Below are 25,636 nucleotides of genomic sequence, written 5' to 3' on the forward strand. Positions count from 1 at the left end.
CTGGAAAAGCTCGAGGCGTGCAATGTGCCCTTGCCAGACGGATGGCGCGACCGGTTCGAACAGGATGTGGAGGCGCGGTCTATGGGCAACTGGCGGGGGTGGTCGAAGATATTTCTCTCACGGCGCCGCCGGATCATCGGACGTGACATGTCGGAGGGTATTCATGAAAGCGTGAGGGGTGAGATACCGGAACTTGAGCAAGCGGATGAACTGCCCGAGCAAGCCAGCGCACCCAGAGCGGGATAATCTGAGCTATCAGCAGTATCGGTGGATTTGGGTGAGCAGGCGCTCGCTCGACTTAAAAAGGAGAGAATGTCCCGCAGGTTGAAGCAGCATTTGATGCGGTTCTTTCTTTGGGCGGATTGCCGTGCAATCGCTTGTCCGGGATCTGATAGATCTGGCCCAAAGCGAATGGCGCGCGGCAAATACAGTGGCTGCTTAAGACGGCGCGGCCGGCCCGACATTTTCGCCCATCTCCTCGCGCCAGTGCCTGCGGCAGAGCGAGACATAGCGGTCATTGCCGCCGATGGCGATCTGATCGCCCTTGGTCAGGACCTGACCATATTCATCCTTGCGCACGACCATGGTCGCCTTGCGACCGCAATGGCAGATTGTGCGCACCTCGCGCATTTCATCCGAGAGCGCAAGCAGGGCGGCGGAGCCGGGGAACAGCTTGCCCAGAAAATCGACCCGCAAACCATAGGCCATGACCGGCACATTCAGATCATCGACCGCCCGGGCGAGTTGCCAGACCTGTTGACGTTCCAGAAACTGGGCCTCGTCCACAAAAACACAGGCACAGGGACCTTCCCTGAGCCGTTCCTTGATTTTCGCGAACAGGTCTTCGCCGGGTGCAAATGTATCGGCATCCGCCCCGATGCCGATGCGACTGCCGACCCGGCCTTCACCCGCACGATTATCAAGCTGGGCAATCATCAAATAGGTCTTCATGCCGCGTTCGATGTAGTTATGTGAGGCCTGCAACAGAACGGTCGATTTGCCCGCATTCATTGTCGAATAATGGAAGTAAAGCTTTGCCATGGGGAATAATTATCGTCCCTGCGTTCAGTCGTTGCAAATCAATCAGAACCAGCGTCCCGGTCATCGTCGCGGCCCGAGAATAGGGCGAAAATCCCATGACGCAAGCCCCCGATCAGGTGATCTGCCCGGATGGATTTATCAATGACAAACAGGTACTTGATCGCTAGCCTGCTGATCAGGGGGCCGGCCCCGTATCGACGCGGTGTCGCCAAATTGGTGGAGAGTGATGATGGAAGAACGGGGCAGTTACCTCAAAAAGCACACCGAAGCCTTGGTCAAGGACGTCGGCATCGAAAATGCCTGCACGCTGACCGGGCGGTCCAAGGCAACGCTGGGGCGCTACTATTCAATGTCAGAGGAGCATGCCGACCGGTTTATCCCCGTCGACGCGGTCAGCGCGCTGGAAGCGCAATCATCCTACCCCCATGTGACCGGCGCATTGGCTGAAATGCTGGGCATCACACTGTCCTTCGACCCGCAACGGGCGAACCGGGAAGGCGGCGTCAATTCCGATGTGATCAAGCTGAGCCAGAGATTTGCCCTGCTGATGGCCGAATACAACCGATCCATGGAGGATGGTGTGATTTCGGTGAATGAGGCGAAGCGCCTTTTGCAAGAGACGACGGCCCTGCAGAAGGTATTGATTGATATGAAGATGCACCTTGAAGCCAGTGACTAACGTCAATCCTGCCACCGAAGACATGCCGCACATTGTCGACGGCGTGTTGCAACCTTTGGATGTCGCAGCGCTGGCCGGAGCGGATGATCCGGGCCATCCACCGCGCATTCTGCTGCTTTACGGTTCATTGCGCGAGGTGAGCTATTCACGCCTCTGCGCGGAAGAGGGGGCGCGGGTGTTGCGGGCGCTGGGCTGTGAGACCCGGTTCTTTGATCCCACAGGCCTGCCACTGCCCGATGATGCACCCGAAACACATCCCAAGGTGGCTGAATTGCGCGATCTGGTGATGTGGTCGGAAGGCATGGTTTGGTCCAGCCCTGAACGGCATGGCGCAATGACAGGGATCATGAAGACCCAGATCGACTGGATTCCGCTGTTGCCCATCGGCGGTATCCGCCCGACACAGGGCAAAACCCTGGCGGTCATGCAGGTCTCTGGCGGGTCGCAGTCCTTCAATGCGGTCAATCAGCTGCGCATCCTGGGCCGCTGGATGCGGCTGATCACCATCCCCAATCAGTCATCGGTGCCAATGGCCTGGAAACAGTTTGAAGACGGTCGGATGAAACCCTCGCCGCTTTACAACCGGATTGTTGACGTGATGGAGGAGTTGGCGCGTTTCACCCTGATGACCCGGGGGCGGGCGACAATGCTGGCCGACCGGTATTCAGAGCGGGTTGAGACGCTGGAGGATGTCCATAAACGGGTCAGCGGTTAGATCAGCGGAACGAGCGGCACGTCGCAGGCTGCGAGAGAAAGCACTATCATCAGAGACAGGAGTTTTTGCATGGTCTAACCCTTTTCCACAATGACGGACCCAACCGAATAACCCGCGCCGAATGAGCAGATGAGGCCCTTGTCGCCATTTTCCAGATCGCTGGAGTGTTTGGAGAATGCGATGATCGACCCGGCGGAGGATGTATTGGCATAGTCCTGCAGGATATTGGGCTGTTCGCCGGGTTCAGGCGTGCGCCCCAGGACCTTCTTGCCGATGTAATCGTTCATGGTTTTGTTGGCCTGATGCAGCCAGAGACGGCGCAGGTCGCCCGCCGCAACGCCGGCATCGGCCAGATGATCGGCGATATGTTGGCTGACCAGCGGCAGCACCTCTTTGAACACCTTGCGCCCGTTTTGCATGAACTGCATGTCGCGCCGGTCTTCCATCTGGTCATGGGTGCGGCGCAGATAGCCGTTATTGTTGCGGATATTGTTGCTGAACTGGGTCGCACACCGGGTGGACAGGACTTTGAAGTGATCGCCCTTCACCGCCTGATCCCGCTGCAAGAATGTGGCCGTGGCCACATCGCCAAAGATGAAATGACAATCGCGGTCGCGCCATTCCAGATGGGCCGAACAGATCTCGGGGTTCACGACCAAAGCGCTTTGAATCGAGCCCGAGCGGATCATGTCAGCGGCCGTCTGAATGCCGAAGGTCGCACTGGAACAGGCGACGTTCATGTCAAAGGCGAATCCGCCCGCACCCAGAAGCTGTTGAATTTCCACACCAATCGCCGGATAGGCGCGCTCCATATTGGAGGCCGCACAGATCACCAGATCGACATCTGCGGCAGAACAGCCTGCTGCCGACAGCGCCTTTTGCGCAGCGTCGCAGCCGATCTCGGCCATATATCCCGGCTCATCATCGGCGCGGGAGGGCAGGCTGGGAAACATGCGGGACGGGTCCAATACCCCTTCTTTATCAAGTACATAGCGGTTTTCGATGCCAGAGGCGGCGATGATGAATTCGCTTGACGAATGCTCTTTGGGTTCGGCCACCCCTGCCTCGATCGCGGCGGCGTTTTCGGCGTTCCACAGATCGGCATATTTGTTGAATGCGGCCACAAGCTCATCATTGGTGATGATCTGGCTGGGTGTGAAAACCCCTGTTCCGGTGATGGCAACGTCGTGCATGTCTGATCCCCCCGGGGTTTACTATGGCGCGTGGAAAACGAATGTCCACAGCCCAGACGTGCAGGCAAGCTTGACCCGAGGGCAACCTGTGGGGATTGCGGGCATTTGTTGTAAATACAATCTATGTAAGCCAGTCGTGCCGCTCGTTTTACCTTTGCCACTTGATTTCGGCATGCAGACTTACACTCGAGCCGCTTCCTTCACAGACCGAGCGGGTTGACCAAGGCTGAAATCAACCCTGCAACGCCCGCACCCCGACATCTCCCTCTTCCCGTGCCTGCATGGCCAGCACGGCTGCGTGCGCTGCCGCGGCGGTCGTGAAGTAGGGGATTTTGTCGTAGAGGGCGACGGCGCGGATGTCGCGGCTGTCTTCGACTGCCTGCGCGCCTTCGGTCGTGTTGAAGACCAGGGCGATGTGCCCGTCTTTGAGCCGGTCAACGATGGTCAGCCCGCCTTCATAGACCTTGTTTACCGTTTCGCAGGCAATTTCGTTTTCAGTAAGCCAGGCGGCGGTGCCGCGTGTGGCCACGATATCGAAACCAAGTTGCAGGAGGGTTCTGGACGCATCAATCATGTCAGCCGTTTTGTCGGCATCCTTGATCGAAATGAAGACGGTGCCGGATCTGGGCAGGTCCGTGCCTGCGCCCATCTGCGCCTTGAGGAAGGCGCGGGGGAAGGACCGGTCCCAGCCCATGACCTCACCCGTTGACCGCATTTCGGGGCCGAGGATCGTGTCGACGCCGGGGAAACGGGCGAAGGGCAGAACGGCCTCTTTCACGGAAAACCACGGGGTTTTCGGGTCGGCGAGGGTGAAGGCATCGCCCAAAGGCAGGACGGTCATCGGGTCCTCGGCTGGCGGATAGGGTTCGCGCAGCGGAAAGTTTGACAGCGGTTCGCCCGCCATCAGCCGCGCGGCGATGGAGGCGATGGCGCTATCCGTCGCCTTGGCCACGAAAGGCACGGTGCGCGAGGCGCGGGGGTTCACCTCGATCAGGTAGACCTCTTCGTTCTTGACGGCGAATTGGATGTTCATCAGGCCGACGACGTTGAGTGCCTTGGCAAGTTTTTCGGTCTGCGCGCGGATTTCGGTGATCACCGCGTCCGACAGCGAATGCGGCGGGAGCGAGCAGGCGCTGTCACCGGAATGCACGCCCGCCTCTTCGATATGCTGCATGATGCCGGCGACATGGGTGTTTTGACCGTCTGACAGGCAATCCACGTCAACCTCAACCGCGCCCGATAGATAGCTGTCGAGCAGGACGGGGCTGTCACCCGACACCACCACAGCGTCGGAGATATAGCGGCGCAGCTGGTCCATATCGCGGACGATTTCCATGGCACGTCCGCCCAGTACGAAAGAGGGGCGGATGACGAGAGGGAAGCCGATGCCTTCGGCGATGTCGAGTGCTTCGGCGTCGGTTGACGCGATGCCGTTATGGGGCTGTTTCAGGCCGAGTTTCTGGACAAGCTGCTGGAAACGCTCGCGATCTTCGGCCAGATCGATGCTGTCGGGCGAGGTGCCGAGGATCGGGATGCCTGCGTCATGCAGCGCGTTGGCGAGTTTCAGCGGGGTCTGCCCGCCGAACTGCACGATGACGCCATGCAGGGTGCCGTTTTCCTGTTCGACCCGCAGGATTTCCATGACGTGTTCGAAGGTGAGCGGTTCGAAATAAAGCCGGTCGGAGGTGTCATAATCGGTGCTGACCGTTTCCGGGTTGCAGTTGATCATGATCGTCTCGTAGCCCTGATCGGTCAGGGCGAAACAGGCGTGGCAGCAGCAATAATCGAACTCGATCCCTTGGCCGATCCGGTTGGGGCCGCCGCCCAATATGACGACCTTTTTGCGGTCCGATGGTCGCGCCTCGCACTCCGCCTCGCCCATCACAGGTGTTTCGTAGGTGGAATACATGTAGGGCGTTTGCGCCTCGAATTCCGCCGCGCAGGTGTCGATCCGTTTGAACACGGCGGTGACGCCAAGGTTGTGGCGGGCGCGGCGGATCTGATCCTCGTCCCGGCCGGTGAGTTTGGCAAGGCGGGTGTCGGTGAAGCCGAGCATCTTGATGGCCCGCAGGCCCGTTTCGTCAACGGGGAGGCCGTTTTTGCGGATATCGGCCTCGGCCGCGATGATCTCGCGGATGCGGGCGAGGAACCAGGGGTCGAATTTGGTAACGGCGTGGATGTCTTCGTCTGACAGCCCGTGCCGCATGGCCTGCGCGATGACGCGGAGCCGGTCGGGGGTTTGTTTCGCCAGTGCCTTGGTGATGGCCGCACTGTCGGGTGCGCCGGGGATATCGATATCGTCAAAACCCGTCAGCCCGGTTTCCATCGACGCCAGCGCCTTTTGCAAGGATTCGTGGATGGTGCGCCCGATGGCCATCGCCTCGCCCACTGATTTCATGGCGGTGGTCAGGTAGGGTTCTGAGCCGGCGAATTTCTCGAAGGCGAAGCGGGGGATTTTTGTGACGACGTAGTCGATTGTGGGCTCGAACGAGGCCGGGGTGACGCCGGTGATGTCATTGTCGAGTTCGTCGAGCGTGTAGCCGACCGCCAGCTTTGCCGCGATCTTGGCGATGGGGAAGCCGGTCGCTTTGGACGCCAGCGCCGATGACCGCGACACGCGCGGGTTCATTTCAATGACCACCATGCGCCCGTCATCGGGGTTGACCGCCCATTGCACGTTGGACCCGCCGGTTTCGACCCCGATTTCGCGCAGCACGTTGATGCTGTGCGTGCGCATGATCTGGTATTCCTTGTCGGTCAGGGTCAGGGCCGGGGCGACGGTGATGCTGTCGCCGGTATGCACGCCCATCGGGTCCACGTTTTCGATGGCGCAGACGATGATGGCGTTGTCGGCCTTGTCGCGGACGACCTCCATCTCAAACTCTTTCCAGCCGAGCAGGGATTCGTCGACAAGGATCTGACCGACAGGCGATGCCTCCATCCCGGACCGGCAGTAGTATTCATATTCTTGCCGGTTATACGCGACGCCGCCGCCGGTACCGCCAAGGGTGAATGCCGGGCGGATGATCGCGGGCAGGCCGACATATTCGATGGCGTCGATGGCCAGTTGCAGGCCCGCCTTGATGTCGAACTTGCCGTCGGTTTTGGGGGCCGTGATGATCGTGGCCTTCGGGTTTTCGATGCCCAGCCGGTCCATCGCCTCGCGAAACAGCTTGCGGTCTTCGGCCATTTCGATGGCCTCGCGCTTGGCGCCGATCATCTCGACCCCGAACTTGTCCAGCACGCCCATATCGGCCAGCGCCAGCGATGTGTTCAGCCCGGTCTGGCCGCCCATAGTGGGCAACAACGCGTCTGGTCGTTCCTTTTCGATGATCTTGGCCACGATTTCTGGCGTGATCGGTTCGATATAGGTGGCGTCGGCCAACCCTGGATCGGTCATGATTGTTGCCGGGTTGGAGTTGACGAGGATGACGCGGTAGCCTTCCTCTTTCAACGCCTTGCAGGCCTGGGCCCCGGAATAGTCGAATTCGCAGGCCTGACCAATAATAATGGGACCCGCGCCAATGATCATGATCGACTGGATGTCGGTGCGCTTTGGCATGGGCCTGCCCCTGAATGATGCAAATTGTTGCGGGTTATAGGGATGGTGCGGGCAGGTGCAAGGGGGGGATCAAAATTCTGGAATTTTGATACAGCGGGCGGGCGTATTTTGGGCAAAATGATGGGGATGGTTGACTTCGCCGGGGCAAAGGGGTGTATCGGGCCGACAATATGAGCCCTTGAGGATGAAATCATGCACGCCTACCGTTCGCATAACTGCGCCGAATTGACTGCCGCCCATGTGGGCCAGACCGTCCGCTTGTCGGGCTGGGTCAATCGGGTGCGCGATCATGGCGGTATCCTGTTTATCGATTTGCGCGACCATTACGGGATCACGCAGGTTCTGTGCGATCCGGATTCGGCGGCGTTTTCTGATGTGGAGAAGGTGCGCAGTGAATGGTGTATCCGCGTCGATGGGGAAGTGAAGGCGCGCGACCCCGAACTGGTCAACCCCAAGCTGCCGACCGGCGAGGTCGAGGTGTTCGTGCGCGAGATCGAGGTGCTGGGTGCGGCCAAGGAACTGCCCCTGATGGTGTTCGGCGATCAGGAATATCCTGAGGAAACGCGCCTGAAATACCGCTATCTGGATCTGCGCCGCGAGGCGATGCAGGAGAACATGAAGCTGCGGTCTGATGTTGTTGCATCCATGCGCAAGCGGATGTGGGACACCGGGTTCCGCGAATATCAGACGCCGATCATCACGGCCTCATCACCTGAGGGCGCGCGCGATTTTCTGGTGCCGTCCCGTTTGCATCCGGGCAAATTCTACGCCCTGCCGCAGGCGCCACAGCAGTTCAAGCAGCTGATCATGGTGTCTGGCTACGACAAGTATTTTCAGATCGCCCCGTGTTTCCGCGATGAAGACCCGCGCGCCGACCGGTCGCCGACCGATTTTTACCAGCTGGACATGGAAATGTCCTTTGTCGAGCAACAGGATGTGTTCGACACGATCCAGCCGGTGCTGATCGGGATTTTCGAAGAATTCGGCAATGGGCGGAAGGTGGACAAGGTCTGGCCGCAGATTTCCTATCGTGATGCGGCGCTTTGGTACGGCACCGACAAGCCCGACCTGCGCAACCCAATCAAGATGCAGGATGTATCCGACCATTTCCGCGGGTCCGGCTTTGCGATTTTTGCCAAGCTGTTGGAGCAGGAGGGCACCGTGGTCCGCGCAATTCCCGCGCCCCGCAAGAAGGGTGGGGAGCCTGTGGGCCGCAAGTTCTGCGACCGGATGAATGCCTTTGCGCAGAAGGAAGGGTTGCCCGGGATGGGCTATATCTTCTGGCGGGAGGGCGAGAATGGCATGGAGGCTGCAGGGCCGCTTGCCAAGAATATCGGGCCGGAACGGACCGAGGCCATTCGCACTCAGCTGGGTTTGGGCCTTGGTGATGCGGCGTTTTTCCTGGGCGGCAAGCCGCATGCGTTTGAGGCGGTCGCGGGCAAGGCGCGCAATGTGATCGGGGAAGAGCTGGGCCTGACCGATCTGAACCGCTTTGCCTTTGCCTGGGTTGTCGATTTCCCGATTTATGAAAAGGACGATGAAACCGGCCGCATCGATTTTGAACACAACCCGTTTTCCATGCCGCAAGGCGGTATGGACGCGCTGAACGGTGATCCGCTGGACGTGCTGGGCTATCAGTATGACCTGGCCTGCAACGGGTACGAACTGGTGTCTGGCGCGATCCGGAACCACAAGCCTGAGATCATGTTCAAGGCGTTCGAGATTGCCGGTTATGGTGAGGACGAGGTGAAAAAGCGTTTTGGCGGCATGGTCAATGCGTTCCAGTACGGCGCGCCGCCCCATGGTGGCTGTGCGGCTGGCATCGACCGGATCGTGATGCTGCTGGCGGATGAGGCCAATATCCGCGAGGTCATCATGTTCCCGATGAACCAACGCGCCGAGGATCTGATGATGGACGCCCCGTCCGAGCCGCAAAATGAGCAATTGCGCGAATTGCGCCTGCGGGTGCTGCCGCCGGAAAGCTGATGTTTGGCGCGTCGGTTCCGGTTGCCTCGCAGGCCTTGGATCAGGCGCTGGTCCTGCTGGACAAGGCGACGCCTGCGATGCTGGCAGCGCGGCTCGCACCGGGCATGTTCACTTGTGCCGAACAGTTTCAGACCGTGGCAGGTTTTGCGCTGCGCGCGACCTATCCGCTGGCGGGCAAAGATGTGCCGGAACTGGATTACCCCGCCGATATGGAGGGGCTGCGCGCGGCATTGAGTGCGGCGCAGTCACTGGTCGGCGCATTGACCGCAGCGGATTTTGATGGTTCTGCCCAAAGGCAGATCACGCATCAGGCCGGATTTGCCGACCTGACGCAATCCGCCCCGGACTATCTGCAGCATTTCGCCTTGCCAAACCTGTGGTTCCACCTGTCCATGGCCTACGCGATCCTGCGCCAGCAGGGCGCACCAGTCGGCAAGGCCGATTTCGACGGGCTGCATGCCTATCCCGCAGGTTTCTCGTTCGACGACTAGATCGGGCCGCTGGCCGCAAGTCGCGATTGCACCAGTTGCGACAATTCCTGCACGCCCTTGTCCAGATTGCCCCCCGATGAGCGGAGCGAGGCAAGGTCGCGCACCGCGCGGTCAAGGTCATGGTCCTTCGCACTGCGGGCCACGCCGCCCAGAAACTGGGTGACATAGTCGATATGCGCATCCTCATCCGCGGATTTAAGGACCTGTGCGATATGGCTGAGGTCGTCCTGATAGGCGACCGGATCGGGATTGACGACCTCATTACTCAACTCTCGCGGGCTGGGCGGTTGTCGGTCGGCGGGCAGGTGTTCCAGAATGGCTGATTGAAAGGCGGCCAGATTGGCGATCGGTTTTTCGATGAACCCGTCGGCCCCGGCGGCCAGCACGGCGGCGCGCGCCACACTATCGCCGCTGACGCCAAGGATCACGTCGATCCGTGGTGTCGCCTCTGCCAGTGACTGGATCAGCGCAATCCCTGATCCATCTGGCAGGCCCACATCCACGATAAGCACCGAAGGCCGGTAGACCGCCAGATGCCGTCGCGCGTTTTCCAGACTATCGGCCCGTCTGATCCTGGCCCCGGATCGTAGACATAGCAGGCGCACGGCCTCACTGGCGTATCGGCTGTCTTCGACGACCAGCACCGTCAGTCCCAGCAGGGGCCGCCGGGCTGTCGGCGCGCGTGTCAGCATCATGTCAGTCGGGCCATCCATAGCGATTCTTCCCTTCGGTTGTGGCAGGCCTTATTCAAAGCAGGACAAGGTGAACAGTTTCTTAATCGCATCGCGCGTTGCGAAACATTCTGCGCTGCGGCATAATGCCGAAAACGGAGAATTCACATGATCGGTCGCCTCAACCACGTCGCCATTGCCGTCCCTGATCTGGAGGCCGCAAGTGCCCAGTATCGTACCATGCTGGGGGCCGATGTGGGCGCCCCGCAGGATGAACCGGATCATGGCGTGACGGTCGTTTTCATCAACTTGCCGAACACAAAGATCGAACTGCTTTACCCCCTTGGTGATGCCTCACCCATTCAGGGATTTCTGGACAAGAACCCGTCAGGCGGCATCCATCACGTCTGTTACGAGGTCGATGATATCCTGGCCGCCCGCGACCATTTGCTGGCCGAAGGGGCCCGCGTCCTTGGCGGGGGCGAACCCAAGATCGGGGCGCATGGCAAGCCGGTCCTGTTCCTGCATCCCAAGGATTTCAACGGGTGTCTGGTGGAATTGGAAGAGGTCTAGCCCTCATATTCGGAAAGATGCTGTAGTTTCTTATTTAAAACGTGCGCGCGTCAAAGTGATGAAACTCTTCACCGACTCGATTCCCTTGCGCTCCAATTCCAGTAACAGCTCCTTTGTCTTGTGACGCGTTGCACGCGCATGATCGAGATCTGCAAATCCATAGGCTATCCCATAACGTGCGACCGCATGACTCGCCGTCCAAGCTGCCCTAGATGGATAAGCGTCAGGTACAACGACACTGTCGCATCCGCAAATAGCGGCATATTGGGAATACATGGTCGCGTCATCGTATGATACAAAAGTTTGGCAGCGATTGAAGACTTCATTGATTTCGGCATGGTCCATGCCGTCGATCTGGACCGCCGACTGCGTTTGTGTTTCTGGGATGCGTGGTTTGTCCCCGTGTTTGCGCACGATGAAGCATAAGCCTTTGCGATCAGGACGATTTTGGTTTTGGTAGACGGGGTTTGCTTTCCATACAAAAAGATCGGGGGCGCCACCTGTAATCTCCAGAATATCTGACATTTCATCAACGCGGAAAAACATATCGTTTGGTCCGAATTCAAAAGGATGTAATTTTCCCGGCTGGTAGAGGAACCAGCGGATGACGTTTTCTACGCCCAAAGGGTTCCCGAACGTGACTTCCGGATAGACCACGACTGACCTCTTTTCCTTGAGGTGCCATGGTTTCGCCTGGGCATCTTGAATGTGCGGCAGGGTTCTAAATGATCGTTTCCGCCTAAATAGACGCCGAACGTCGGTATGATTGCTTTCGCCCATCGGCCAAAATACCGCCTCCTCGCCTAGACTGCGCAGGATACTTACCAGTTGATGTAAGAAAATATTGCCCCCGCTATTTTCGTCATATGACGGTGCGTAAACAATATATCGCAAGTGACGATCGGACATTTTGGCTTGAGTTCTCCTTTTCGCAGACGGAATACTCATCATTGTCCGAGGCTGAGGTCTTGGGGGAGACCATGAAAACTCTGCACTAAACCTGCGGTCCTTTTGCAGTTGCTCAATCGGAATAGCATACTTGAGTGGTTGTTCATCTGCGTTCCCGTTCCTGGTTTATGTTGTATTGCATCGGTGTCGCACTAGAATATTAAATCAAAGGTGTCGATAAAGAAGGAAACGCCGTGGGCCCTGTATCCGCCATCGTCCTGTTTGCTGTGGTCTGGGCCATGGTATTCTTCATCGTGCTGCCCCTGCGCCTGCAAACGCAGGGTGAGGCGGGAGAAATTGTGCCCGGCACCCATGCCTCTGCCCCGGCGGACGCCCAGATTGGCCGCAAGGCGAAGATCACGACCCTATGGGCGCTGCCAATCTGGGCGGTGATCGCGGGAACGATCCTGTCGGGTGTGATCTCGGTCCGGGATATCGACTGGTTTGACCGGATGTCGACGCCGGAGGTCAGCCGGGACTGAGCCTGTGATAGAGATGGGTGAATGTGGCCGCCCCGAGGATCGGGATGAAAAGATTGATCAGCGGGATGGTCAGCGGTACGGCCATCAGACAACCGGCCAGCCAGATTGCGCCGAGATGCTTGCTGCGTAACTCCTTTGCGCCAGCCCGTCCAACCCTGCGCATGGCGGCCAGTTGGAAATACTCGCGGCCCAGCAGAAACCCGTTGAGCGCGTAGAAGATGAAGAACGCGGCGAAGGGGAAGATCACGTAAAGGATGATCGCAAATAGGTTGGCGGCGACCAGCACGCCTAGAAAATTCACCGTGTCGCGCATGCCTTCGGCAAAGGTCACTTTGGTGGCAGGGGGCAATGCGGGGTAGTGTTTCTCCTCGACCGCCTGCGCGACCTCATCCAGAAACAGCGACGTGATCGCTGACGCCACCGGCACCATCAGAAAGACCGACAGCACCAGCACCAGCCCCAGCGACCCCCAACCCAGCAGGTCACCGACCCATGTCACCTCGCCCACGCCGGGCAGGCTGATTGGTTCGGCCGTCAGCCACTGAACCAGCTGCAACAGGATTGCATAAAGCGCGATCAGCAGGGCGATGGTGATCCCGATCCCCCGCCACAGCACGCTTTGAAACCGGCCATCCGGCAATTGCCCGATCGCTTTGAAAAAATCACTGAAAATCATGCGTCTATCCAGGTGGTGATCTGTGCCAGATCAGGGCGGGGGCGTTCGGGCGGGGCGTTGGTTTCGGTGCCCAGATGGATGAACCCCGCAACCGTTTCATGATCGGCCAATCCCAGCCCATCGCGGATGAAATCGCGGTCGTGGCTGGCCCAGCCGGACAGCCAATTCGCGCCCCAGCCCGCGGCGAGCGCCGCGTTCAACAAGGCCAGACAAACGGCCCCGGCGGAGTAGACCTGTTCGATCTGCGGGATCTTTTCGGAGGGTTTTGGTGCGCTGATCACGGCCACGGCAAGATCTGCATCGGCATATTGCGCCTGTGCCTTAGCGATCTTGTCCGGGTCGATACCCAAGGCTGCACCCCGGTCGGGCACCATCGCGGCCAGCCGCGCCAGTGCCGGTTTCGCCAGCACGATAAAGCGCCACGGCTCCAGCTTGCCGTGATCCGGCGTGCGCGCGGCGGCGGTCAGCAGGGTTTCGACCGTGGGGCGGTCGGGCACCGGAGCTGTCAGCGTTTTGGCCGGGCGCGACCGGCGGGTCAGTAGGAAGTCGAGGGCGGCTGGGTTGGGGGCGGGCACAAAAAGCTCCTGTCTGCGATTGGTGCAGAGATATGCAGTGGGTCAGGTCGCTGCAACCACTAAGCCCTGTGAAGTCACTGTGCGGCTGCGCGCAGTGGCGCCGGACGACCCGTTCAGTCACTAGCGACGGCGGTGGGCGACAAATCCTCGAGGAGGATTTGTGATCAGACTTTCGGTGAAAGTCTGTCTGGGGCGACGCTCTCGGATCGGCTCTGCCAATTCAAAATAGCTACGATGTGTTTACACCATTTTTCAGGTGCGACATATCAGGGGACATGACTGGATATCCGACGTGACGGACGGCCGACAATCCTCTCTGGCCGCTGAGAAACTTGGCTCTGACCGATTGCTGGCACTTGGGTTTTTGCTGGGTGATCACCTGGGCGGGGCGACGGAAGGGGCGTGGCGCGCAACTGCACCCCATGGCGGGCAAGTCGTGCTGAAATGGTCTGCCAATCCGGGTATGGTGGCCGATTATGCCAAGCTTTGTCCCGGTCTGGATACGTTGCGCGGGCGCGGCGTTCCGGTGGCCCGTTATCTTGATGTGGTCCCGTTTGAAGGTGGCACGCTGTCGGTGCAGCAATTCTTGCCTGGCCGGTCACAAGATCGCCTGCCACCTGCGGTGGTCGCGGCGATGGTCGAATTTGTCGGAGCAAAAGCCGGGATCGGCGGCCCTGGCCCGGCGGATGCACATAACTGGGGTGCCTTTGTCTTGCAGGCCTTGCGCAAAGGGCAGGATGTGTGGTGTGCGCATGCACCACTGCGGGATTGGGGGCCAGCGAGTGCTGCCTTTCTGCGCCGCATTGAAGCTCTGGGTGCCGCCGCCGACCCAGACTGGTTCCTGGATGACGGGCTTGTGCATCTGGACCTACATACCGACAATATCCTGATCGAGGGTGACAGAGTGACTGGCATCATCGACTGGGAAGGGGCCTGTACCGGTGACCACCTCTATGACCTCGTGCAATTCGCATTTGACCTTGATGGGCATGACCAGCCGGTATGGGAGATCGTTGATGCCGCCGGTCTTAGTCCACGGGTGATCCGAGCCTATCTGGCGCTGCTTGTTCTGCAATCCATGTCTGCGGCGATCCTTGATCGGCCTTCGGATATGGAACGCCAGCTTGCCCGCGCCGAACGGGTGTTTGACCGTTACGGGGTTTAGCGCTGTCTAAAGTGCGGTGACCATATCCCCGATCACGCCGTCCAGATAGGCATCGAAACGGGCATCGGGTTGGCGCAGCGGGAATACCTCAGCAAAGGGGTCGGGGGCGGTGATGGCGCTGCCTGACATCACTTCAAGCACGCGGTGTCCGCAGAAGGGGACATACGTTTCGGAATAGCCGCCCTCATGCACCATCAGCAGTTTTCCGTCGCAAATCTCAGCGGCAAGGTCCATGACCTGCCGCGTCATGGCGCCAAAGGTTTCAGCCGTCGCCAGCATCCGCCCCAGCGGGTCGTTCGCGGCCGCATCAAAACCACAGGCGATGATCAGTACATCGGGTCTGAAAGATCGGATGGCAGGCAGAGCCAGCCGCTCCATTGCGGTCAGATAGCCTGTGTGGCCGGTGCCTGGAGGCAGCGGAATGTTGAGGTTGAAGCCGGTGCCATCGCCCACCCCCCGGTCAGCAAACGCCCCTGTATCCATTGGATAGTTGCGGTCCTGATGCAGTGAGATGGTCAGTACGTCGGATCGGTCGTAGAACACGGCTTCGGTTCCGTTGCCGTGATGCACATCCCAGTCGAGCACGGCAAAACGCTGGGCGAGCCCGGCGGCGCGCGCGGCCTCGATCGCGATGCCGATATTGTTGAGCAGGCAGAAGCCGTTGGGATAGTCCGGCAGGCAGTGATGGCCGGGCGGGCGCGACAGGGAATAGGCGTTATGCACGTTACCCTGAAGCACTGCGGCAAGGGCTGCCTTGGTCAAGCCGGCGGACAGGGCGGCCAGCTCATAACCCCCGGGACCAAAAGGCGTGCGGCGACCCAGCTCACCCCCGCCTGCATCGGAAAGCCGTTTGAATTCATCCAGATAGCTGGCCGGATGGATGCGCAAAAGATCATCGCGCGTTGCGGCCTCTGCCCCGCGCATGTCAAGCGCACGGGCCAGGCCGGTGACTTCGATCAGGTTTTTCAGGCGGCGTTTGGTTTCGGGGTTTTCGGGCAGTCCGCCATCCAGTGGCTGCACCAGACCACCGACGGGCAACATACCTGCGTAGTTGCCGCCGCCATGCCAAAAGCACCGTTCATCCCAGAAAAACCCTGTGGTCATTGCATGATCCCCGCCTGCCTGTACGGCAGAGTTGCGCAGACGGGGCGCAGGTGCAAGCGGACAGCCCCCTTCATCTGCATTGGGCGTCGCGAAAAATGGCGCTAGTCTCAGTCTAACCAAATTGGGCGAAATCGAGGGCGCGGAATGTTGTGGACGATCATGAAAGCGTTTGTGGGCGTGCTGCTGATCGCGGCGCTGACAGCCTGCGTGCAGATCTATCGCAATTCGGGTCAGCAAGCCTTGCCGCCGCGCGATAACGGGGTGTTGCGGCTGGCCACCTACAATGTGCATTACATCATCTTGGGCCGTGAAATCGGCCCATGGTCGGTCGGTGATTGGGAACGGCGCAAGGGACCACTTGATCAGGCCTTCAAGGCGTTGGACGCTGACTTGGTGGCGTTTCAGGAGATGGAGAGTTTCCAGCGGGGCAGCGATGGCAGCGTCAATCTGGCGCGCGACTGGCTGCTGGAGCGTAATCCCGGCTACCTGGCGGCGGCCAGCGGCGATTGGCGCAGCTTCCCGTCCACCCAGCCGATCCTGTATCGGGCCGACAGGCTGACACTGCGCGATCAGGGCTGGTTTTTCTTTTCCGACACGCCTGATGTGATCTATTCGCGGACCTTCAACGACTCCTTTCCCGCATTTGCATCATGGGCGCAGTTCGAGACACCGGGCGGCGATGCGTTCCGCGTGGTGAATGTGCATTTCGAATATAGCAGCCGGTCCAACCGGTTGCTGTCTGCCGCGCTGGTCCGTGACCGGATCGCCCCGTGGATCAATGGGGGTGAGACGGTGTTTGTCGTCGGCGATCTGAATGCGCGGATGGGTGCGCCGACAATGCGCAATATTGAGGATGCCGGGGTCAGTTTCATGCCTGTGCAGGGCACCACCTATCATTTCAATCAGGGGCTGCATCTGTTTGGGGCGATTGACCATATCGGGGCGACGGCGGATGTGCGCCCCGTCACCGATCCGGTTGTGTTGCGCCAGAAGTTTGATGGTGAATGGCCCACCGATCACTATCCGGTTGTTGTGGACGTGGCCTTGCCGTGAAGAAGGGTCTGCAGTGCTCTCAGAACCGTATCGGGGACCTCCAACTGCGGCAAGTGGCCTGCGTCGGATAGCGTGTCAAAGGTCGCGTGACCAATGGCATGATGCAGGGCCTTGCCTCGGTCGAGAGGGATCCACGGATCATCCGCGCCCCAGAGGATATGTGTCGGACAGCGGATCGTGGGGTAGAGCGGCTCGACCTCTGCCGTGAACCGTTCATCAGCCTGCGCGAACTGGCGGTAGAAGCTGGCGCTGCCATCATCCGTGAGCCATGGGTTAACGAGCGCTTGAAGGTCATCGGCGTCGATATCGCGGGCCAAGGCGCCCTTGATGTAAGCCTCTACAATGGGGGCGTGGATATGCGGGGGCAGTCCGCTGAACGCGTCGATGTGGCGCCCGACATGATCGAAGAACGCCGATCCCCAAGGCCGCATCGCGACCACATTCATCAGGATATAGCGCGCGTAATCGCGGTCATGAAGCAAATGGGCGCGCAGGGTGGTCGCACCCCCAAAGTCATGTGCGATGATCGTCGGTTGTGTCAGGCCCCAGTGACCAAGCATTTCGGCGAAAATCGTCCCCTGCACATCCAGACCAGTCGGCTGTTCCGGCGATTTGTCCGACTGGCCGTAACCGGGCATGTCGTACCAATAGACGGTATGGTCCTGGGCGAGTGCGGGGATGATCCGGTGCCAAGAATAGGACGACCAGGGCCAGCCATGGGCAAGGACCAGAGCTGGGCCAGTGCCAGCATGACCCGCCGCCACTGTCCCGGCGCTGGTTTCGATCCGATCGCTCAGATGCCAGCCCAAGTTCAGGTCTTTTTCAACTGATACACCCCTTCGGGCAGGTCGAGTGCCGCGCGCAGATCGTTGAGCTGGTTGATCGACAGGGTGATATGCATCACCTCATCATTGCGCGGGTCGAGTTGTTGCAGGGTCACGCAATCATCAAACGCGTTGATGGTGACATCCTCGGTCAGGGGGGCCTTGCCTTCATCCACCAGGGTGATGACGGTCGCGTCATAGTCGTGTTCGATCGTAAACATGGGGTTGAGCGTAGTCTGACCTATCGGTGATGCAAGGGCTTATTGGGGTCTGGAAGACGAGGGCGGACCTGACTAATCTGCCAGCAACTTGAGATTGGGAGATGATGATGCGATTTTTGCCGATTGTTCTGATTGCCGCGCTGGCGGCGTGCGAACCTGTGGACGTGACGGCCCCCACAGCAGAGACGCCTGTGCTGCAACAGGCCCCGGCGGGGCCGCGCCTGTCGCAACGGGCAGCCTTGCGGAACTTTTCAAGCGTTGTTGCCACGGTGGAGCCTGTGGCCGAACGGTACTGCCGACAGCGGTCGCCGAATTTGAACTGCGATTTCCGCATTGTGGTTGATGACCGTCCGGGTCAGCCGGCCAATGCCTATCAGACGCTTGACCGCAATGGCCGGCCGATCATCGCCTTTACCGTGCCCCTGATTGCCGAGGCGCGGAACCGGGATGAACTGGCCTTTGTGATGGCGCATGAGGCCGCACACCACATCCGCGGCCATATTGCGCGTCAGCAGCAAAACGCGACCGTGGGTGCGTTGGTCTTTGGTCAATTGGCCGGTGCGCTTGGGGCATCAAATTCGGTTGACACCGCACAGCAGCTGGGGGCGACGGTCGGCGCACGCACCTATTCCAAGAATTTTGAGCTTGAGGCGGACGCGTTGGGCACCGAAATCACCGCCGCTGCAGGATATGACCCGCTCAAGGGCGCCCAGTTCTTTTTCCGTATTCCTGATCCGGGCAACCGGTTTCTTGGCACCCACCCGGCCAATGCGGACCGGTTGCGCACGGTGCAGGAGGTGGCCGCACGGCTGTAACACGCAATACAGCAAGGACGGTCAAGCCCGGCTCAGCAGGATCAGGCAGGGTGCCTGGGTGAATGTTGAGAAAGAACCCATGGCACTGGTCGCGAAAATCATCTGGCAGGTGGAAATGCGGATGCAGGAGCCGCTGTCGCTGGACGCTCTGGCCGATCTTTGTGCTGTGAGCCCCTATCACATGGCGCGGGTGTTCCGTGCGGCGACAGGGCTTGGCCCGATGAGCTATCTGCGGGCGCGGCGTTTGTCGTGTGCAGCTGCGGCGCTGGCGCAGGGCGATGCTGATATCCTGAAGATAGCGCTGGATGCGCAATACGGGTCTCATCCTGCGTTCACCCGGGCGTTTATGGGATATTTCGGGGTCAGTCCCAGCACAATCCGCACGACCCGGTCAACGCAATCGCTGACCCTGATGGAGCCTTTCAAGATGGATAAGGAAAAACTCGTCGATGTGGCCGCACCGCGTATTGCGGACCACAAGGCCATGCGCATCATGGGCGTCAGTGCTCAATGCACATTTGAAAACAACGCCGCGATCCCCGGTCTGTGGCAGCAGTTTAATGCGCGCGAGGATGAAGTGGCCGATGCGCCCGGTCCGGCCTATGGCGTCTGTTGCGATGCCGATGAGGCAGGGAACTTTCGCTATGTGGCCGGGATGGCCGCCGATAGCAGTGTTTCAGTGCCCAAGGGCATGGATGATGTGACGATTCCCGCAGGCCGCTATGCGATCTTCACCCATGAGGGGCATATCAGCGACCTACCAAAGACGGTCTATTCCATCTGGAATAAGGCCTTGCCTGACAGCGGGCTGACATTGCGCCAGGCACCGGATCTGGAACGCTATGACGCCCGGTTCGACCCGCAGACCGGGCGTGGTCTGGTCGAGATCTGGATACCGGTTTCGTAGAAAAAGGATCATCCGCCTGCGCGGGACGACGCAGGCGGATGAAGATGGCTATAGCCGAAATGCCAATCCAGAAAATCTGGATCATTGCAGCGGCGAGGTTGAAGGAGGACAACAATCCAACCAGCACCATTGATGCAGCGGCACCATTTGTCGCGAAATATGCGACGGATTCCGACCGAACCCGCTGAAACGTCAGGAGCGTATAGTTCAGGACATAAAGCCCGAAACCCCCCACCCCCACAGCGTCCAGAACGCCAGGCGGAAACATTTGAAAAAACGTACTCATCAAAAACAACACTTGGTACTTTTTAAAATCGTCATGGGCGAAATACAGTTGCCCTAACGTCACTTGTAAACAGTGATGGGCTGATCGTATGTGTCGAGGGACACAATGTCAGGTCAGGCATTCCTTACCTGACGTCATTTTCTTGAGATATGTGGCCTGTTGCCCGTTTGTTGCGCGCGGCGTATCGTGACGAAAGACCAGCAAATAAAGGGGAATGCCATGTCGATCACGGGCGTATGCCATTGCGGGGCGGTCACGTATGAATTTCGCCATACCCCGCGCCGGACGACATCTTGTAACTGCTCGATGTGCCGCCGATTGGCGGCCTTGTGGATCTATGCGCCAATTCCACAGATCACGGTGACCGGCCCGACACGCAGCTATGCCCATGGGGAAAAATCGCTGGCGTTTCATACCTGTGCTGTCTGCGGCTGCACCACCCATTGGGAAAACCTGAAGATGGATGGGGACAACCCGTACATGGCCGTCAACCTGCGCCTGGCCGATCCGACTGTGATCGCATCGGTGCCTGTCCGTCACTTCGATGGGGCGGATACGTGGGAATTTCTGGATTAGGCGAGGTGGGTGACCCCAATCGCGATGGCCGCGAAAAAACAGGCAGATGCGGCAACGACAAAGCCATGCCAGATCGCATTGGAAAACTTCATCTGTTCGGCCGCATAGAAAATCACGCCGGTTGTATAAAGCAGACCACCGATGGCGATCAGCACCATTGTGGACCCCGGCACAATCGGCCACAGCGACCAGATCAATGCAACGCTCAGCCAGCCCATAATCAGGTAAAGCGCGGGCCCGAACCGCCCCGGTGTGCGCCAGAAAAACAGCTTCAGCACCATGCCGATCACCGCCAACCCCCAGACGATCCCAAGCACAACATAGGCAAACGCACTGCCGATCATGACGACAAGCGGCGTGTAGGTGCCAGCAATCTTCAGATAGATCGCCGCGTGATCGAACCGGCGCAGGGCCGGGCGGATACTTTCCCACGGGGTCATGTGATACATGGCCGAAGCGACGAACGTGGCGATCAGTGTGGCCCCATAGACCGAGATCGCGGCGATTTGACCGGGCGTGGACATCCCCGCTGCCCAGACAATCAACACGACTGCACCACTAATGGCCCCAATCACACCGATCGCATGCATGGTGCCATCGGCAATCCGTTCTGACCGGGCATAGGTGGGGTACATCGGCCACTCCTTCAACAACCTTCTTTAAGGGTATGCACCATGCCCTATCGGTCAATTGTTCCGTTAGGTCACTTCACGGCCTTGGCATTACAGATAGGATCGCACAGTTTGATGACGATTGCGTATAGATCGAAGGAAATGGTGACATGTGGCAGCAAATGATGCGGGTACGGCAGCGGGCGATCTGGTCATGGGAGGGGTTCGCGCATGTCTGGCGCACCGAAGGATCGCTGGCGCAATGGATCGTGGCCAATGTGGTCTTTGGTATCCTCGCCTTTGTGCTGCCTCTGTCAGCAGGGGAACGGGGGATGTTGCTGATGGGCGGGATTATCATCCTCGGTGTAGAGTGCATGAACACCGCGATTGAACGGGTGGTGGACGATATCGGGACCGAACGGCGCGATGCGGCCAAACAAGCCAAGGATTGCGGGTCGGCCGCTGTCGCGGTCACGGCCATCGGGGTCGGGGTGGCCTGGGTCTGCGTGCTGATCGGGCTTGCGGCCTAGTCGGGCACCACCGACCAGCGCCCGTCGCCCCAGCTGAACAGCACGCCCGTCAGGGTATAGGCCCCGTCGCGCAGCACATCGTCGCGGATGTCGCGCATGATTTCGATGGCCTCTGCGTTGTCTGCGGCGGCGATCAGCACCAGATCGCGGGCAGGGATGGACACAACGACCGGCCCGATCTGGTCTGTGACACTGTCCCAAAGCCCCGCATTCAGCATCATTGCATTTTCGTAATAACCATCGAGGGTCAGGAAATAGACGCCGACCTCGCTGCTTTCGATGCTGAGGTCGGCGGATCTGGTCTGGAGGTTCTGCAGGGCAAGCTGATGAAGGCTCTCGGCGTCATATCCGGCGGCGGCCATGCTATCGGGTGAAATACTGGTTGTATGGGTCGGGAAATCAGCCACATAGGCAATCATCAGATCACCCGCAAAAGGCCGGGTTTCGATTTCTCCGTCATCGCCAAGACCGTCCAGATAGTCCACGGGGCGCAGGACCGGCATCACTTGTTCGGGGGCAAAGCCGTCACTGTCATCGGCAGAGGTGACGGTCAGAACAGCGACAAAATCATCGAGAATCTGCTGGCGCTCGGCGTCATCGGCTGCATTGCGCAGATTGCGGTGCAGATTGTCGGGGTAGGTGATGGTGCTGTCTTCTGAGTTGCTATCGCTGACCACCGCCTGTTGTTCCAGATCAATCACCGCATTGGGAAAACCGGCGCCCCTGACGGCATCCAGCAGGATCTCCAGCGTGTCCGATACGATATCGGGCCGCGGCACATCGGCAAGGGCAGGGGTGGCAAGGCACAAGGCGGCGGAGAGAATGAAAAAACGCATACTGCTATCATTTCATGGGGCATTCTTGGGGAGAAGACTGTTTTTGCAAACCTGTTGGTCTATGTTGCCTTCCAACACCGGATGGAGAGACCTGATGCGCCTGACCGTTTACGCCCTTGCCCTTTGCCCCATTGCGGCCTTTGCCGCCGGCAGCGATGACCCGGCCCCGCCAAAGCCGACAGAAACGACAGAGGTTTGCGCCGAAGGGCTGATCTGGGATCTTGCGACCCAAAGCTGCATGGCGCCCGAAGACAGCACCAATGATGACAGTGCCCGCCTGAACGATGTGCGCGAACTGGCCTATGCAGGCCTGTATCAGGCGGCGCTCGACGTGCTTGACACGCTGGACAATCCCGATGCGCCACTGGCGTTGACCTATTACGGTTTTGCCCATCGCAAGGCAGGTCGGGTCGATCTGGGCATGGCCTATTACGATGCTGCACTGGCCGCTGACCCCGACAACCTGCTGGCACGGTCCTATGCCGGGCAGGGGCATGTGGCATCCGGCCAGATGGTCCTGGCGCAGGCGCAACTGACCGAAATCCGTATGCGCGGCGGACGCGACACCTGGGCCGAGAAATCGCTCGCCCAGGCCATCGCGACCGGCGCGGGCACAAATTACTGACCGCGTTTGATCCGCGTGTCCGGGTGCAGGGCGGTGCCGAGGATATGGTCGGCCTTGTGGATCACTTTTTTGGCGCTACCGACGATTTCCGGGTCAGGTGCGCGGGCAACCTCTGGGTCTTTGCCGGGGTAGTCCAGCGTTGACAGGAAATGGCGCATGCAATTCAGCCGCGCGCGTTTCTTGTCGTTGGATTTGACCACGGTCCACGGCGCGTCTGCGGTGTCGGTGTAGAAAAACATCGCCTCTTTCGCTTCGGTATAGTCATCCCATTTGTCCAGGCTGGCCTTGTCGATGGGTGACAGTTTCCACTGTTTCAGCGGGTCGGTTTCGCGGCTGTCAAAGCGCTGCTTTTGTTCGCCCTGCGTGACCGAGAACCAGTATTTGTAAAGGCGGATGCCAGAGCGGGTCAGCATCCGTTCCAGCTCGGGCGTCTGGCGCATGAATTCGAGGTACTCCTCAGGTTCACAAAACCCCATGACCCGTTCGACCCCAGCCCGGTTATACCAGCTGCGGTCATACAGGACCATCTCGCCCGATGTCGGCAGATGATCGATATAGCGCTGGAAATACCATTGGCCGCGTTCCTCATCGGTGGGCTTGTTAAGGGCAACCACACGAGCCGCGCGCGGATTGAGGTGTTCGGTGAACCGTTTGATCGTACCGCCCTTGCCAGCCGCATCGCGCCCTTCAAACAAGAGCACAAACCGCTGCCCCGTCTCTTGACCCCAAAGCTGCACCTTCAGCAGTTCGGCCTGCAATTGCGCCTTCTCAGCCTCATAAGGACGGCGGGCCATTTTCGGCGGGCGCGCCGGCGCACGGCGACGGGGTTTGGGTTTGACGGGGGCGGTGGTGGCGGCGTCTTTCATGTCCCTCTCCTTCTTCTGGATGTCGGGCTGCATATCAGGGCAACGCCTTTTGCGCCTTGATGTGCATCAAAGGGTGCGACAGCAGGGTCCTTTGATTTTCGGCGATGTCGCGCTACCCTTACGTCACACGCACTCAGCAGGAGGACCATCATGCGTCTTACGATACTTGCCGTTGCCTTGTTCCCGATGGCGGCGATTGGCCAGGAGGCCACTTTGCCCGCCCCAACAGAACCCATCGCCCAAAGTCAAAGCTGTGCCACCGGCATGTCATGGGACGCGGCCGCGCAGGCTTGCGTTGAAGTGGCCGAGACCGCGTCACCCATGAAGGGTCTGTCCGGCGGAAGCGGCTGCAACTATGGTGCCGCGCGCGAGGTGACCTCCTAAAGGTCCAAGCGCCTGAAAGTTATCGAAAATGTGCTGAGCGACCGCGGATCGAAATACGCGGTTGCGGGTGGTCCGGTGGCCTCGGCTAACGAGGCGCGGGCATTTGTAAAGACACTCTGCCGTCGCAAGAAATTCGCTAAGGCGACCCATAACATATGGGCGGTTTTGCTGCCCGACGGCCCCCTGAAAAATGATGACGGCGAAAGCGGCGCAGGTCTGGTGATCCTGCGGATGCTGGAGCGTGAGGGTCTTACGAACCATATTATCGTCGTGACCCGCTGGTTTGGCGGGGTCAAGCTGGGCGGAGACCGATTTCGTCGGGTGCAAGATGCTGTGCGGGCCTATCTGGAGGCGATGGATTAACGCGTCGGGCGGTGGTTGCTGGGCCGCGCAACGGCAGATGTGCGAATCGTCAGTTAATGCGAGGTTTTGCTGCGATTTGGCCGGTCGGCATCGCGTCGGCAAAGCGTCGGACTTGCGTATGGCAGTTTTGCGGCCCGGACCGTGGTTAAGGGAGCGGACGGTGGTCATGCGTTAACGAAGTCTGAAATGCGGTCCCTGGTCGGGTCCGGGACCTGATGTTCAAATGCTAGTGTTCATGGAGAGTGGGCGAAACCGGCATGCCGTCCGGGCATTCCAAGGCAGACCAGGGCCGTGCCACCGTTTAAAGTGTGTATTCGCAATAGATTACCCCGCTGTCGTAAACTTTGTGATCGGTTAACGTCATGGTCTGCGCCATCCCGTGCCCGTCGAAAAGCGTCACACCTTGCCCTAGCAGGATCGGCGCGCGTTTCAGGCGCAGGTGGGTGATCCGGCGCTGGTGGAACAGCCAGCCCGCCAGCAGGCCGCCGCCGCACAGATAGACAGGACCGGCGGCCATTTCGCGCAACTGGTCGATACGGGTCAGCGGATCATGGAAAACTTTTTCGACCGCCGCATCAGCGGGCAGATCAATGGTCTTGGAAACAACCAGCGTCTGCGCCCAAGGGTAAGGATTCTGCCCTGGCACCAGCCCGAAATCATAACCAAATTCATAGGTGGTCCGGCCCATCACCACCGCGGCATATGTCTGCAGCCGGGCCTGATAGTCGGCCACGACCGGGCCATCATGGGGGAAAAGTGACACGTCACCAGACGCGCCTGCGATAAAACCGTCAGCCGAGACGGCAACGTCATAGATAAGGGGTTGCATGGCATGCTCCTGCAAAAGTGGATCAAATGATGGATGGTGGTCCGTTACT

The 25,636-nt window shown here is 59.5% G+C and carries 29 protein-coding genes and 2 pseudogenes; 16 read left to right on the forward strand and 15 right to left on the reverse strand.

Annotated features, from left to right (window positions below):
• Positions 1–246, forward strand: a pseudogene (locus ACFWW4_RS05925) (DUF2235 domain-containing protein); the annotation flags it as partial.
• Positions 247–438: 192 nt separating this feature from the next.
• Here the strand turns inward: ACFWW4_RS05925 and ACFWW4_RS05930 are convergent.
• Entirely contained in the window at positions 439–1,041 is a 603-nt protein-coding gene (locus tag ACFWW4_RS05930) for a thymidine kinase (RefSeq protein WP_393930232.1), read from the reverse strand.
• A gap of 229 nt (positions 1,042–1,270) precedes the next feature.
• On the opposite strand from ACFWW4_RS05930, the gene ACFWW4_RS05935 reads away from it, so the two are divergent.
• Positions 1,271–1,720, forward strand: coding sequence for a hypothetical protein (locus tag ACFWW4_RS05935; RefSeq protein WP_411890287.1), 450 nt, complete (start codon positions 1,271–1,273; stop codon positions 1,718–1,720).
• Positions 1,721–1,742: 22 nt separating this feature from the next.
• The gene (gene arsH, locus ACFWW4_RS05940; RefSeq protein ID WP_411890288.1) at positions 1,743–2,435 is read left to right on the forward strand and encodes an arsenical resistance protein ArsH; all 693 of its coding nucleotides are present in this window, start codon (positions 1,743–1,745) and stop codon (positions 2,433–2,435) included.
• 74 nt (positions 2,436–2,509) lie between these two features.
• On the opposite strand, the gene ACFWW4_RS05945 is transcribed toward arsH, so the two are convergent.
• Positions 2,510–3,628 carry a beta-ketoacyl-ACP synthase III gene (locus tag ACFWW4_RS05945; RefSeq protein ID WP_411890010.1) on the reverse strand — a complete coding sequence of 373 codons (1,119 nt, stop codon included), beginning with the start codon at positions 3,626–3,628 and terminating at the stop codon, positions 2,510–2,512.
• A 232-nt stretch (positions 3,629–3,860) separates the two neighbouring features.
• The gene (gene carB, locus ACFWW4_RS05950; protein WP_411890011.1) at positions 3,861–7,190 is read right to left on the reverse strand and encodes a carbamoyl-phosphate synthase large subunit; all 3,330 of its coding nucleotides are present in this window, start codon (positions 7,188–7,190) and stop codon (positions 3,861–3,863) included.
• A gap of 192 nt (positions 7,191–7,382) precedes the next feature.
• Here carB and aspS point away from each other — a divergent pair, with 192 nt between their 5' ends.
• Entirely contained in the window at positions 7,383–9,176 is a 1,794-nt protein-coding gene (gene aspS, locus ACFWW4_RS05955) for an aspartate--tRNA ligase (protein ID WP_411890012.1), read from the forward strand.
• Positions 9,176–9,667 (forward strand): DUF1993 family protein, encoded by a 492-nt coding sequence (locus ACFWW4_RS05960; RefSeq protein ID WP_411890013.1) that lies wholly within the window; start codon positions 9,176–9,178, stop codon positions 9,665–9,667. The genes aspS and ACFWW4_RS05960 overlap by 1 nt, the downstream gene beginning before the upstream one ends.
• Here ACFWW4_RS05960 and ACFWW4_RS05965 read toward each other — a convergent pair.
• Positions 9,664–10,380 carry a response regulator gene (locus ACFWW4_RS05965; RefSeq protein ID WP_411890014.1) on the reverse strand — a complete coding sequence of 239 codons (717 nt, stop codon included), beginning with the start codon at positions 10,378–10,380 and terminating at the stop codon, positions 9,664–9,666. The two genes, ACFWW4_RS05960 and ACFWW4_RS05965, sit on opposite strands and share 4 nt — an antisense overlap.
• Before the next feature lie 126 nt (positions 10,381–10,506).
• Here ACFWW4_RS05965 and mce point away from each other — a divergent pair, with 126 nt between their 5' ends.
• The gene (mce, locus tag ACFWW4_RS05970) at positions 10,507–10,911 is read left to right on the forward strand and encodes a methylmalonyl-CoA epimerase (protein ID WP_393930248.1); all 405 of its coding nucleotides are present in this window, start codon (positions 10,507–10,509) and stop codon (positions 10,909–10,911) included.
• Between the two features lie 30 nt (positions 10,912–10,941).
• Here the strand turns inward: mce and ACFWW4_RS05975 are convergent, their stop codons facing one another.
• The gene (locus tag ACFWW4_RS05975) at positions 10,942–11,820 is read right to left on the reverse strand and encodes a hypothetical protein (RefSeq protein WP_411890015.1); all 879 of its coding nucleotides are present in this window, start codon (positions 11,818–11,820) and stop codon (positions 10,942–10,944) included.
• Positions 11,821–12,053: 233 nt separating this feature from the next.
• Here ACFWW4_RS05975 and ACFWW4_RS05980 point away from each other — a divergent pair, with 233 nt between their 5' ends.
• Positions 12,054–12,341, forward strand: coding sequence for a DUF1467 family protein (locus tag ACFWW4_RS05980; RefSeq protein WP_393930252.1), 288 nt, complete (start codon positions 12,054–12,056; stop codon positions 12,339–12,341).
• Here the strand turns inward: ACFWW4_RS05980 and ACFWW4_RS05985 are convergent.
• Together ACFWW4_RS05985 and ACFWW4_RS05990 are read right to left on the reverse strand one after the other, a co-directional pair.
• Positions 12,328–13,017 carry an EI24 domain-containing protein gene (locus ACFWW4_RS05985; RefSeq protein ID WP_411890016.1) on the reverse strand — a complete coding sequence of 230 codons (690 nt, stop codon included), beginning with the start codon at positions 13,015–13,017 and terminating at the stop codon, positions 12,328–12,330. The two genes, ACFWW4_RS05980 and ACFWW4_RS05985, sit on opposite strands and share 14 nt — an antisense overlap.
• Positions 13,014–13,592 carry a nitroreductase gene (locus tag ACFWW4_RS05990; RefSeq protein ID WP_411890017.1) on the reverse strand — a complete coding sequence of 193 codons (579 nt, stop codon included), beginning with the start codon at positions 13,590–13,592 and terminating at the stop codon, positions 13,014–13,016. The genes ACFWW4_RS05985 and ACFWW4_RS05990 overlap by 4 nt, the downstream gene beginning before the upstream one ends.
• Before the next feature lie 292 nt (positions 13,593–13,884).
• On the opposite strand from ACFWW4_RS05990, the gene ACFWW4_RS05995 reads away from it, so the two are divergent.
• Positions 13,885–14,757, forward strand: a complete 873-nt coding sequence (locus ACFWW4_RS05995; RefSeq protein ID WP_411890018.1) for a phosphotransferase enzyme family protein — start codon at positions 13,885–13,887, stop codon at positions 14,755–14,757.
• A gap of 6 nt (positions 14,758–14,763) precedes the next feature.
• On the opposite strand, the gene ACFWW4_RS06000 is transcribed toward ACFWW4_RS05995, so the two are convergent.
• On the reverse strand, positions 14,764–15,861 hold the full coding sequence (locus ACFWW4_RS06000; protein WP_411890019.1) for a class II histone deacetylase: 1,098 nt from the start codon (positions 15,859–15,861) through the stop codon (positions 14,764–14,766).
• A 144-nt stretch (positions 15,862–16,005) separates the two neighbouring features.
• On the opposite strand from ACFWW4_RS06000, the gene ACFWW4_RS06005 reads away from it, so the two are divergent.
• Positions 16,006–16,914: an endonuclease/exonuclease/phosphatase family protein gene (locus tag ACFWW4_RS06005; protein WP_411890020.1), complete on the forward strand. Its 909-nt coding sequence runs from the start codon at positions 16,006–16,008 to the stop codon at positions 16,912–16,914.
• Here ACFWW4_RS06005 and ACFWW4_RS06010 read toward each other — a convergent pair.
• Complete coding sequence (locus tag ACFWW4_RS06010) at positions 16,881–17,723, reverse strand: alpha/beta fold hydrolase (protein WP_411890021.1); 843 nt, start codon at positions 17,721–17,723, stop codon at positions 16,881–16,883. The two genes, ACFWW4_RS06005 and ACFWW4_RS06010, sit on opposite strands and share 34 nt — an antisense overlap.
• A gap of 2 nt (positions 17,724–17,725) precedes the next feature.
• Positions 17,726–17,959, reverse strand: a complete 234-nt coding sequence (locus ACFWW4_RS06015) for a hypothetical protein (protein WP_411890022.1) — start codon at positions 17,957–17,959, stop codon at positions 17,726–17,728.
• A 107-nt stretch (positions 17,960–18,066) separates the two neighbouring features.
• On the opposite strand from ACFWW4_RS06015, the gene ACFWW4_RS06020 reads away from it, so the two are divergent.
• Entirely contained in the window at positions 18,067–18,774 is a 708-nt protein-coding gene (locus ACFWW4_RS06020) for a M48 family metallopeptidase (RefSeq protein WP_411890023.1), read from the forward strand.
• 58 nt (positions 18,775–18,832) lie between these two features.
• Positions 18,833–19,681, forward strand: coding sequence for a GyrI-like domain-containing protein (locus ACFWW4_RS06025; RefSeq protein ID WP_411890024.1), 849 nt, complete (start codon positions 18,833–18,835; stop codon positions 19,679–19,681).
• 103 nt (positions 19,682–19,784) lie between these two features.
• Here the strand turns inward: ACFWW4_RS06025 and ACFWW4_RS06030 are convergent.
• Positions 19,785–19,967, reverse strand: a pseudogene (locus ACFWW4_RS06030) (CBU_0592 family membrane protein); the annotation flags it as partial.
• Positions 19,968–20,186: 219 nt separating this feature from the next.
• Here ACFWW4_RS06030 and ACFWW4_RS06035 point away from each other — a divergent pair.
• Positions 20,187–20,543, forward strand: a complete 357-nt coding sequence (locus ACFWW4_RS06035; protein ID WP_411890025.1) for a GFA family protein — start codon at positions 20,187–20,189, stop codon at positions 20,541–20,543.
• Here ACFWW4_RS06035 and trhA read toward each other — a convergent pair.
• On the reverse strand, positions 20,540–21,178 hold the full coding sequence (gene trhA / locus ACFWW4_RS06040; RefSeq protein WP_411890026.1) for a PAQR family membrane homeostasis protein TrhA: 639 nt from the start codon (positions 21,176–21,178) through the stop codon (positions 20,540–20,542). The two genes, ACFWW4_RS06035 and trhA, sit on opposite strands and share 4 nt — an antisense overlap.
• Before the next feature lie 146 nt (positions 21,179–21,324).
• On the opposite strand from trhA, the gene ACFWW4_RS06045 reads away from it, so the two are divergent.
• A complete protein-coding gene (locus ACFWW4_RS06045) occupies positions 21,325–21,684 on the forward strand; it encodes a diacylglycerol kinase (protein ID WP_411890027.1) in 360 nt (119 codons plus the stop codon).
• Here the strand turns inward: ACFWW4_RS06045 and ACFWW4_RS06050 are convergent.
• Complete coding sequence (locus tag ACFWW4_RS06050; RefSeq protein ID WP_411890028.1) at positions 21,681–22,520, reverse strand: DUF1444 family protein; 840 nt, start codon at positions 22,518–22,520, stop codon at positions 21,681–21,683. The two genes, ACFWW4_RS06045 and ACFWW4_RS06050, sit on opposite strands and share 4 nt — an antisense overlap.
• A gap of 94 nt (positions 22,521–22,614) precedes the next feature.
• Between ACFWW4_RS06050 and ACFWW4_RS06055 the strand changes: the two genes are divergently transcribed.
• Complete coding sequence (locus ACFWW4_RS06055) at positions 22,615–23,145, forward strand: hypothetical protein (RefSeq protein ID WP_411890029.1); 531 nt, start codon at positions 22,615–22,617, stop codon at positions 23,143–23,145.
• Here the strand turns inward: ACFWW4_RS06055 and ppk2 are convergent.
• Positions 23,139–24,011, reverse strand: coding sequence for a polyphosphate kinase 2 (ppk2, locus tag ACFWW4_RS06060; RefSeq protein WP_411890030.1), 873 nt, complete (start codon positions 24,009–24,011; stop codon positions 23,139–23,141). The genes ACFWW4_RS06055 and ppk2 overlap by 7 nt on opposite strands.
• A gap of 150 nt (positions 24,012–24,161) precedes the next feature.
• On the opposite strand from ppk2, the gene ACFWW4_RS06065 reads away from it, so the two are divergent.
• Together ACFWW4_RS06065 and ACFWW4_RS06070 are read left to right on the forward strand one after the other, a co-directional pair.
• Positions 24,162–24,395 (forward strand): hypothetical protein, encoded by a 234-nt coding sequence (locus tag ACFWW4_RS06065; protein ID WP_393930290.1) that lies wholly within the window; start codon positions 24,162–24,164, stop codon positions 24,393–24,395.
• Between the two features lie 12 nt (positions 24,396–24,407).
• Positions 24,408–24,758: a YigZ family protein gene (locus tag ACFWW4_RS06070; RefSeq protein WP_411890289.1), complete on the forward strand. Its 351-nt coding sequence runs from the start codon at positions 24,408–24,410 to the stop codon at positions 24,756–24,758.
• A 301-nt stretch (positions 24,759–25,059) separates the two neighbouring features.
• Here the strand turns inward: ACFWW4_RS06070 and ACFWW4_RS06075 are convergent, their stop codons facing one another.
• Positions 25,060–25,587: a dihydrofolate reductase family protein gene (locus ACFWW4_RS06075; RefSeq protein ID WP_411890031.1), complete on the reverse strand. Its 528-nt coding sequence runs from the start codon at positions 25,585–25,587 to the stop codon at positions 25,060–25,062.
• Positions 25,588–25,636 lie beyond the last annotated feature (49 nt).

Source organism: Yoonia sp. SDW83-1 (genome assembly GCF_046762885.1).
In the GTDB taxonomy this organism is placed as follows: domain Bacteria; phylum Pseudomonadota; class Alphaproteobacteria; order Rhodobacterales; family Rhodobacteraceae; genus Yoonia.

Excerpts from the sequence above, each read along its gene's own strand:
- ACFWW4_RS05930 (WP_393930232.1), bottom strand. The coding sequence starts at position 1,041 with ATGGCAAAGCTTTACTTCCATTATTCGACAATGAATGCGGGCAAATCG.
- ACFWW4_RS05935 (WP_411890287.1), top strand. The coding sequence starts at position 1,271 with ATGGAAGAACGGGGCAGTTACCTCAAAAAGCACACCGAAGCCTTGGTC.
- arsH (WP_411890288.1), top strand. The coding sequence starts at position 1,743 with ATGCCGCACATTGTCGACGGCGTGTTGCAACCTTTGGATGTCGCAGCG.
- ACFWW4_RS05945 (WP_411890010.1), bottom strand. The coding sequence starts at position 3,628 with ATGCACGACGTTGCCATCACCGGAACAGGGGTTTTCACACCCAGCCAG.
- carB (WP_411890011.1), bottom strand. The coding sequence starts at position 7,190 with ATGCCAAAGCGCACCGACATCCAGTCGATCATGATCATTGGCGCGGGT.
- aspS (WP_411890012.1), top strand. The coding sequence starts at position 7,383 with ATGCACGCCTACCGTTCGCATAACTGCGCCGAATTGACTGCCGCCCAT.
- ACFWW4_RS05960 (WP_411890013.1), top strand. The coding sequence starts at position 9,176 with ATGTTTGGCGCGTCGGTTCCGGTTGCCTCGCAGGCCTTGGATCAGGCG.
- ACFWW4_RS05965 (WP_411890014.1), bottom strand. The coding sequence starts at position 10,380 with ATGGATGGCCCGACTGACATGATGCTGACACGCGCGCCGACAGCCCGG.
- mce (WP_393930248.1), top strand. The coding sequence starts at position 10,507 with ATGATCGGTCGCCTCAACCACGTCGCCATTGCCGTCCCTGATCTGGAG.
- ACFWW4_RS05975 (WP_411890015.1), bottom strand. The coding sequence starts at position 11,820 with ATGTCCGATCGTCACTTGCGATATATTGTTTACGCACCGTCATATGAC.
- ACFWW4_RS05985 (WP_411890016.1), bottom strand. The coding sequence starts at position 13,017 with ATGATTTTCAGTGATTTTTTCAAAGCGATCGGGCAATTGCCGGATGGC.
- ACFWW4_RS06000 (WP_411890019.1), bottom strand. The coding sequence starts at position 15,861 with ATGACCACAGGGTTTTTCTGGGATGAACGGTGCTTTTGGCATGGCGGC.
- ACFWW4_RS06005 (WP_411890020.1), top strand. The coding sequence starts at position 16,006 with ATGTTGTGGACGATCATGAAAGCGTTTGTGGGCGTGCTGCTGATCGCG.
- ACFWW4_RS06015 (WP_411890022.1), bottom strand. The coding sequence starts at position 17,959 with ATGTTTACGATCGAACACGACTATGACGCGACCGTCATCACCCTGGTG.
- ACFWW4_RS06020 (WP_411890023.1), top strand. The coding sequence starts at position 18,067 with ATGCGATTTTTGCCGATTGTTCTGATTGCCGCGCTGGCGGCGTGCGAA.
- ACFWW4_RS06035 (WP_411890025.1), top strand. The coding sequence starts at position 20,187 with ATGTCGATCACGGGCGTATGCCATTGCGGGGCGGTCACGTATGAATTT.
- trhA (WP_411890026.1), bottom strand. The coding sequence starts at position 21,178 with ATGTACCCCACCTATGCCCGGTCAGAACGGATTGCCGATGGCACCATG.
- ACFWW4_RS06045 (WP_411890027.1), top strand. The coding sequence starts at position 21,325 with ATGTGGCAGCAAATGATGCGGGTACGGCAGCGGGCGATCTGGTCATGG.
- ACFWW4_RS06050 (WP_411890028.1), bottom strand. The coding sequence starts at position 22,520 with ATGCGTTTTTTCATTCTCTCCGCCGCCTTGTGCCTTGCCACCCCTGCC.
- ACFWW4_RS06055 (WP_411890029.1), top strand. The coding sequence starts at position 22,615 with ATGCGCCTGACCGTTTACGCCCTTGCCCTTTGCCCCATTGCGGCCTTT.
- ppk2 (WP_411890030.1), bottom strand. The coding sequence starts at position 24,011 with ATGAAAGACGCCGCCACCACCGCCCCCGTCAAACCCAAACCCCGTCGC.
- ACFWW4_RS06065 (WP_393930290.1), top strand. The coding sequence starts at position 24,162 with ATGCGTCTTACGATACTTGCCGTTGCCTTGTTCCCGATGGCGGCGATT.
- ACFWW4_RS06075 (WP_411890031.1), bottom strand. The coding sequence starts at position 25,587 with ATGCAACCCCTTATCTATGACGTTGCCGTCTCGGCTGACGGTTTTATC.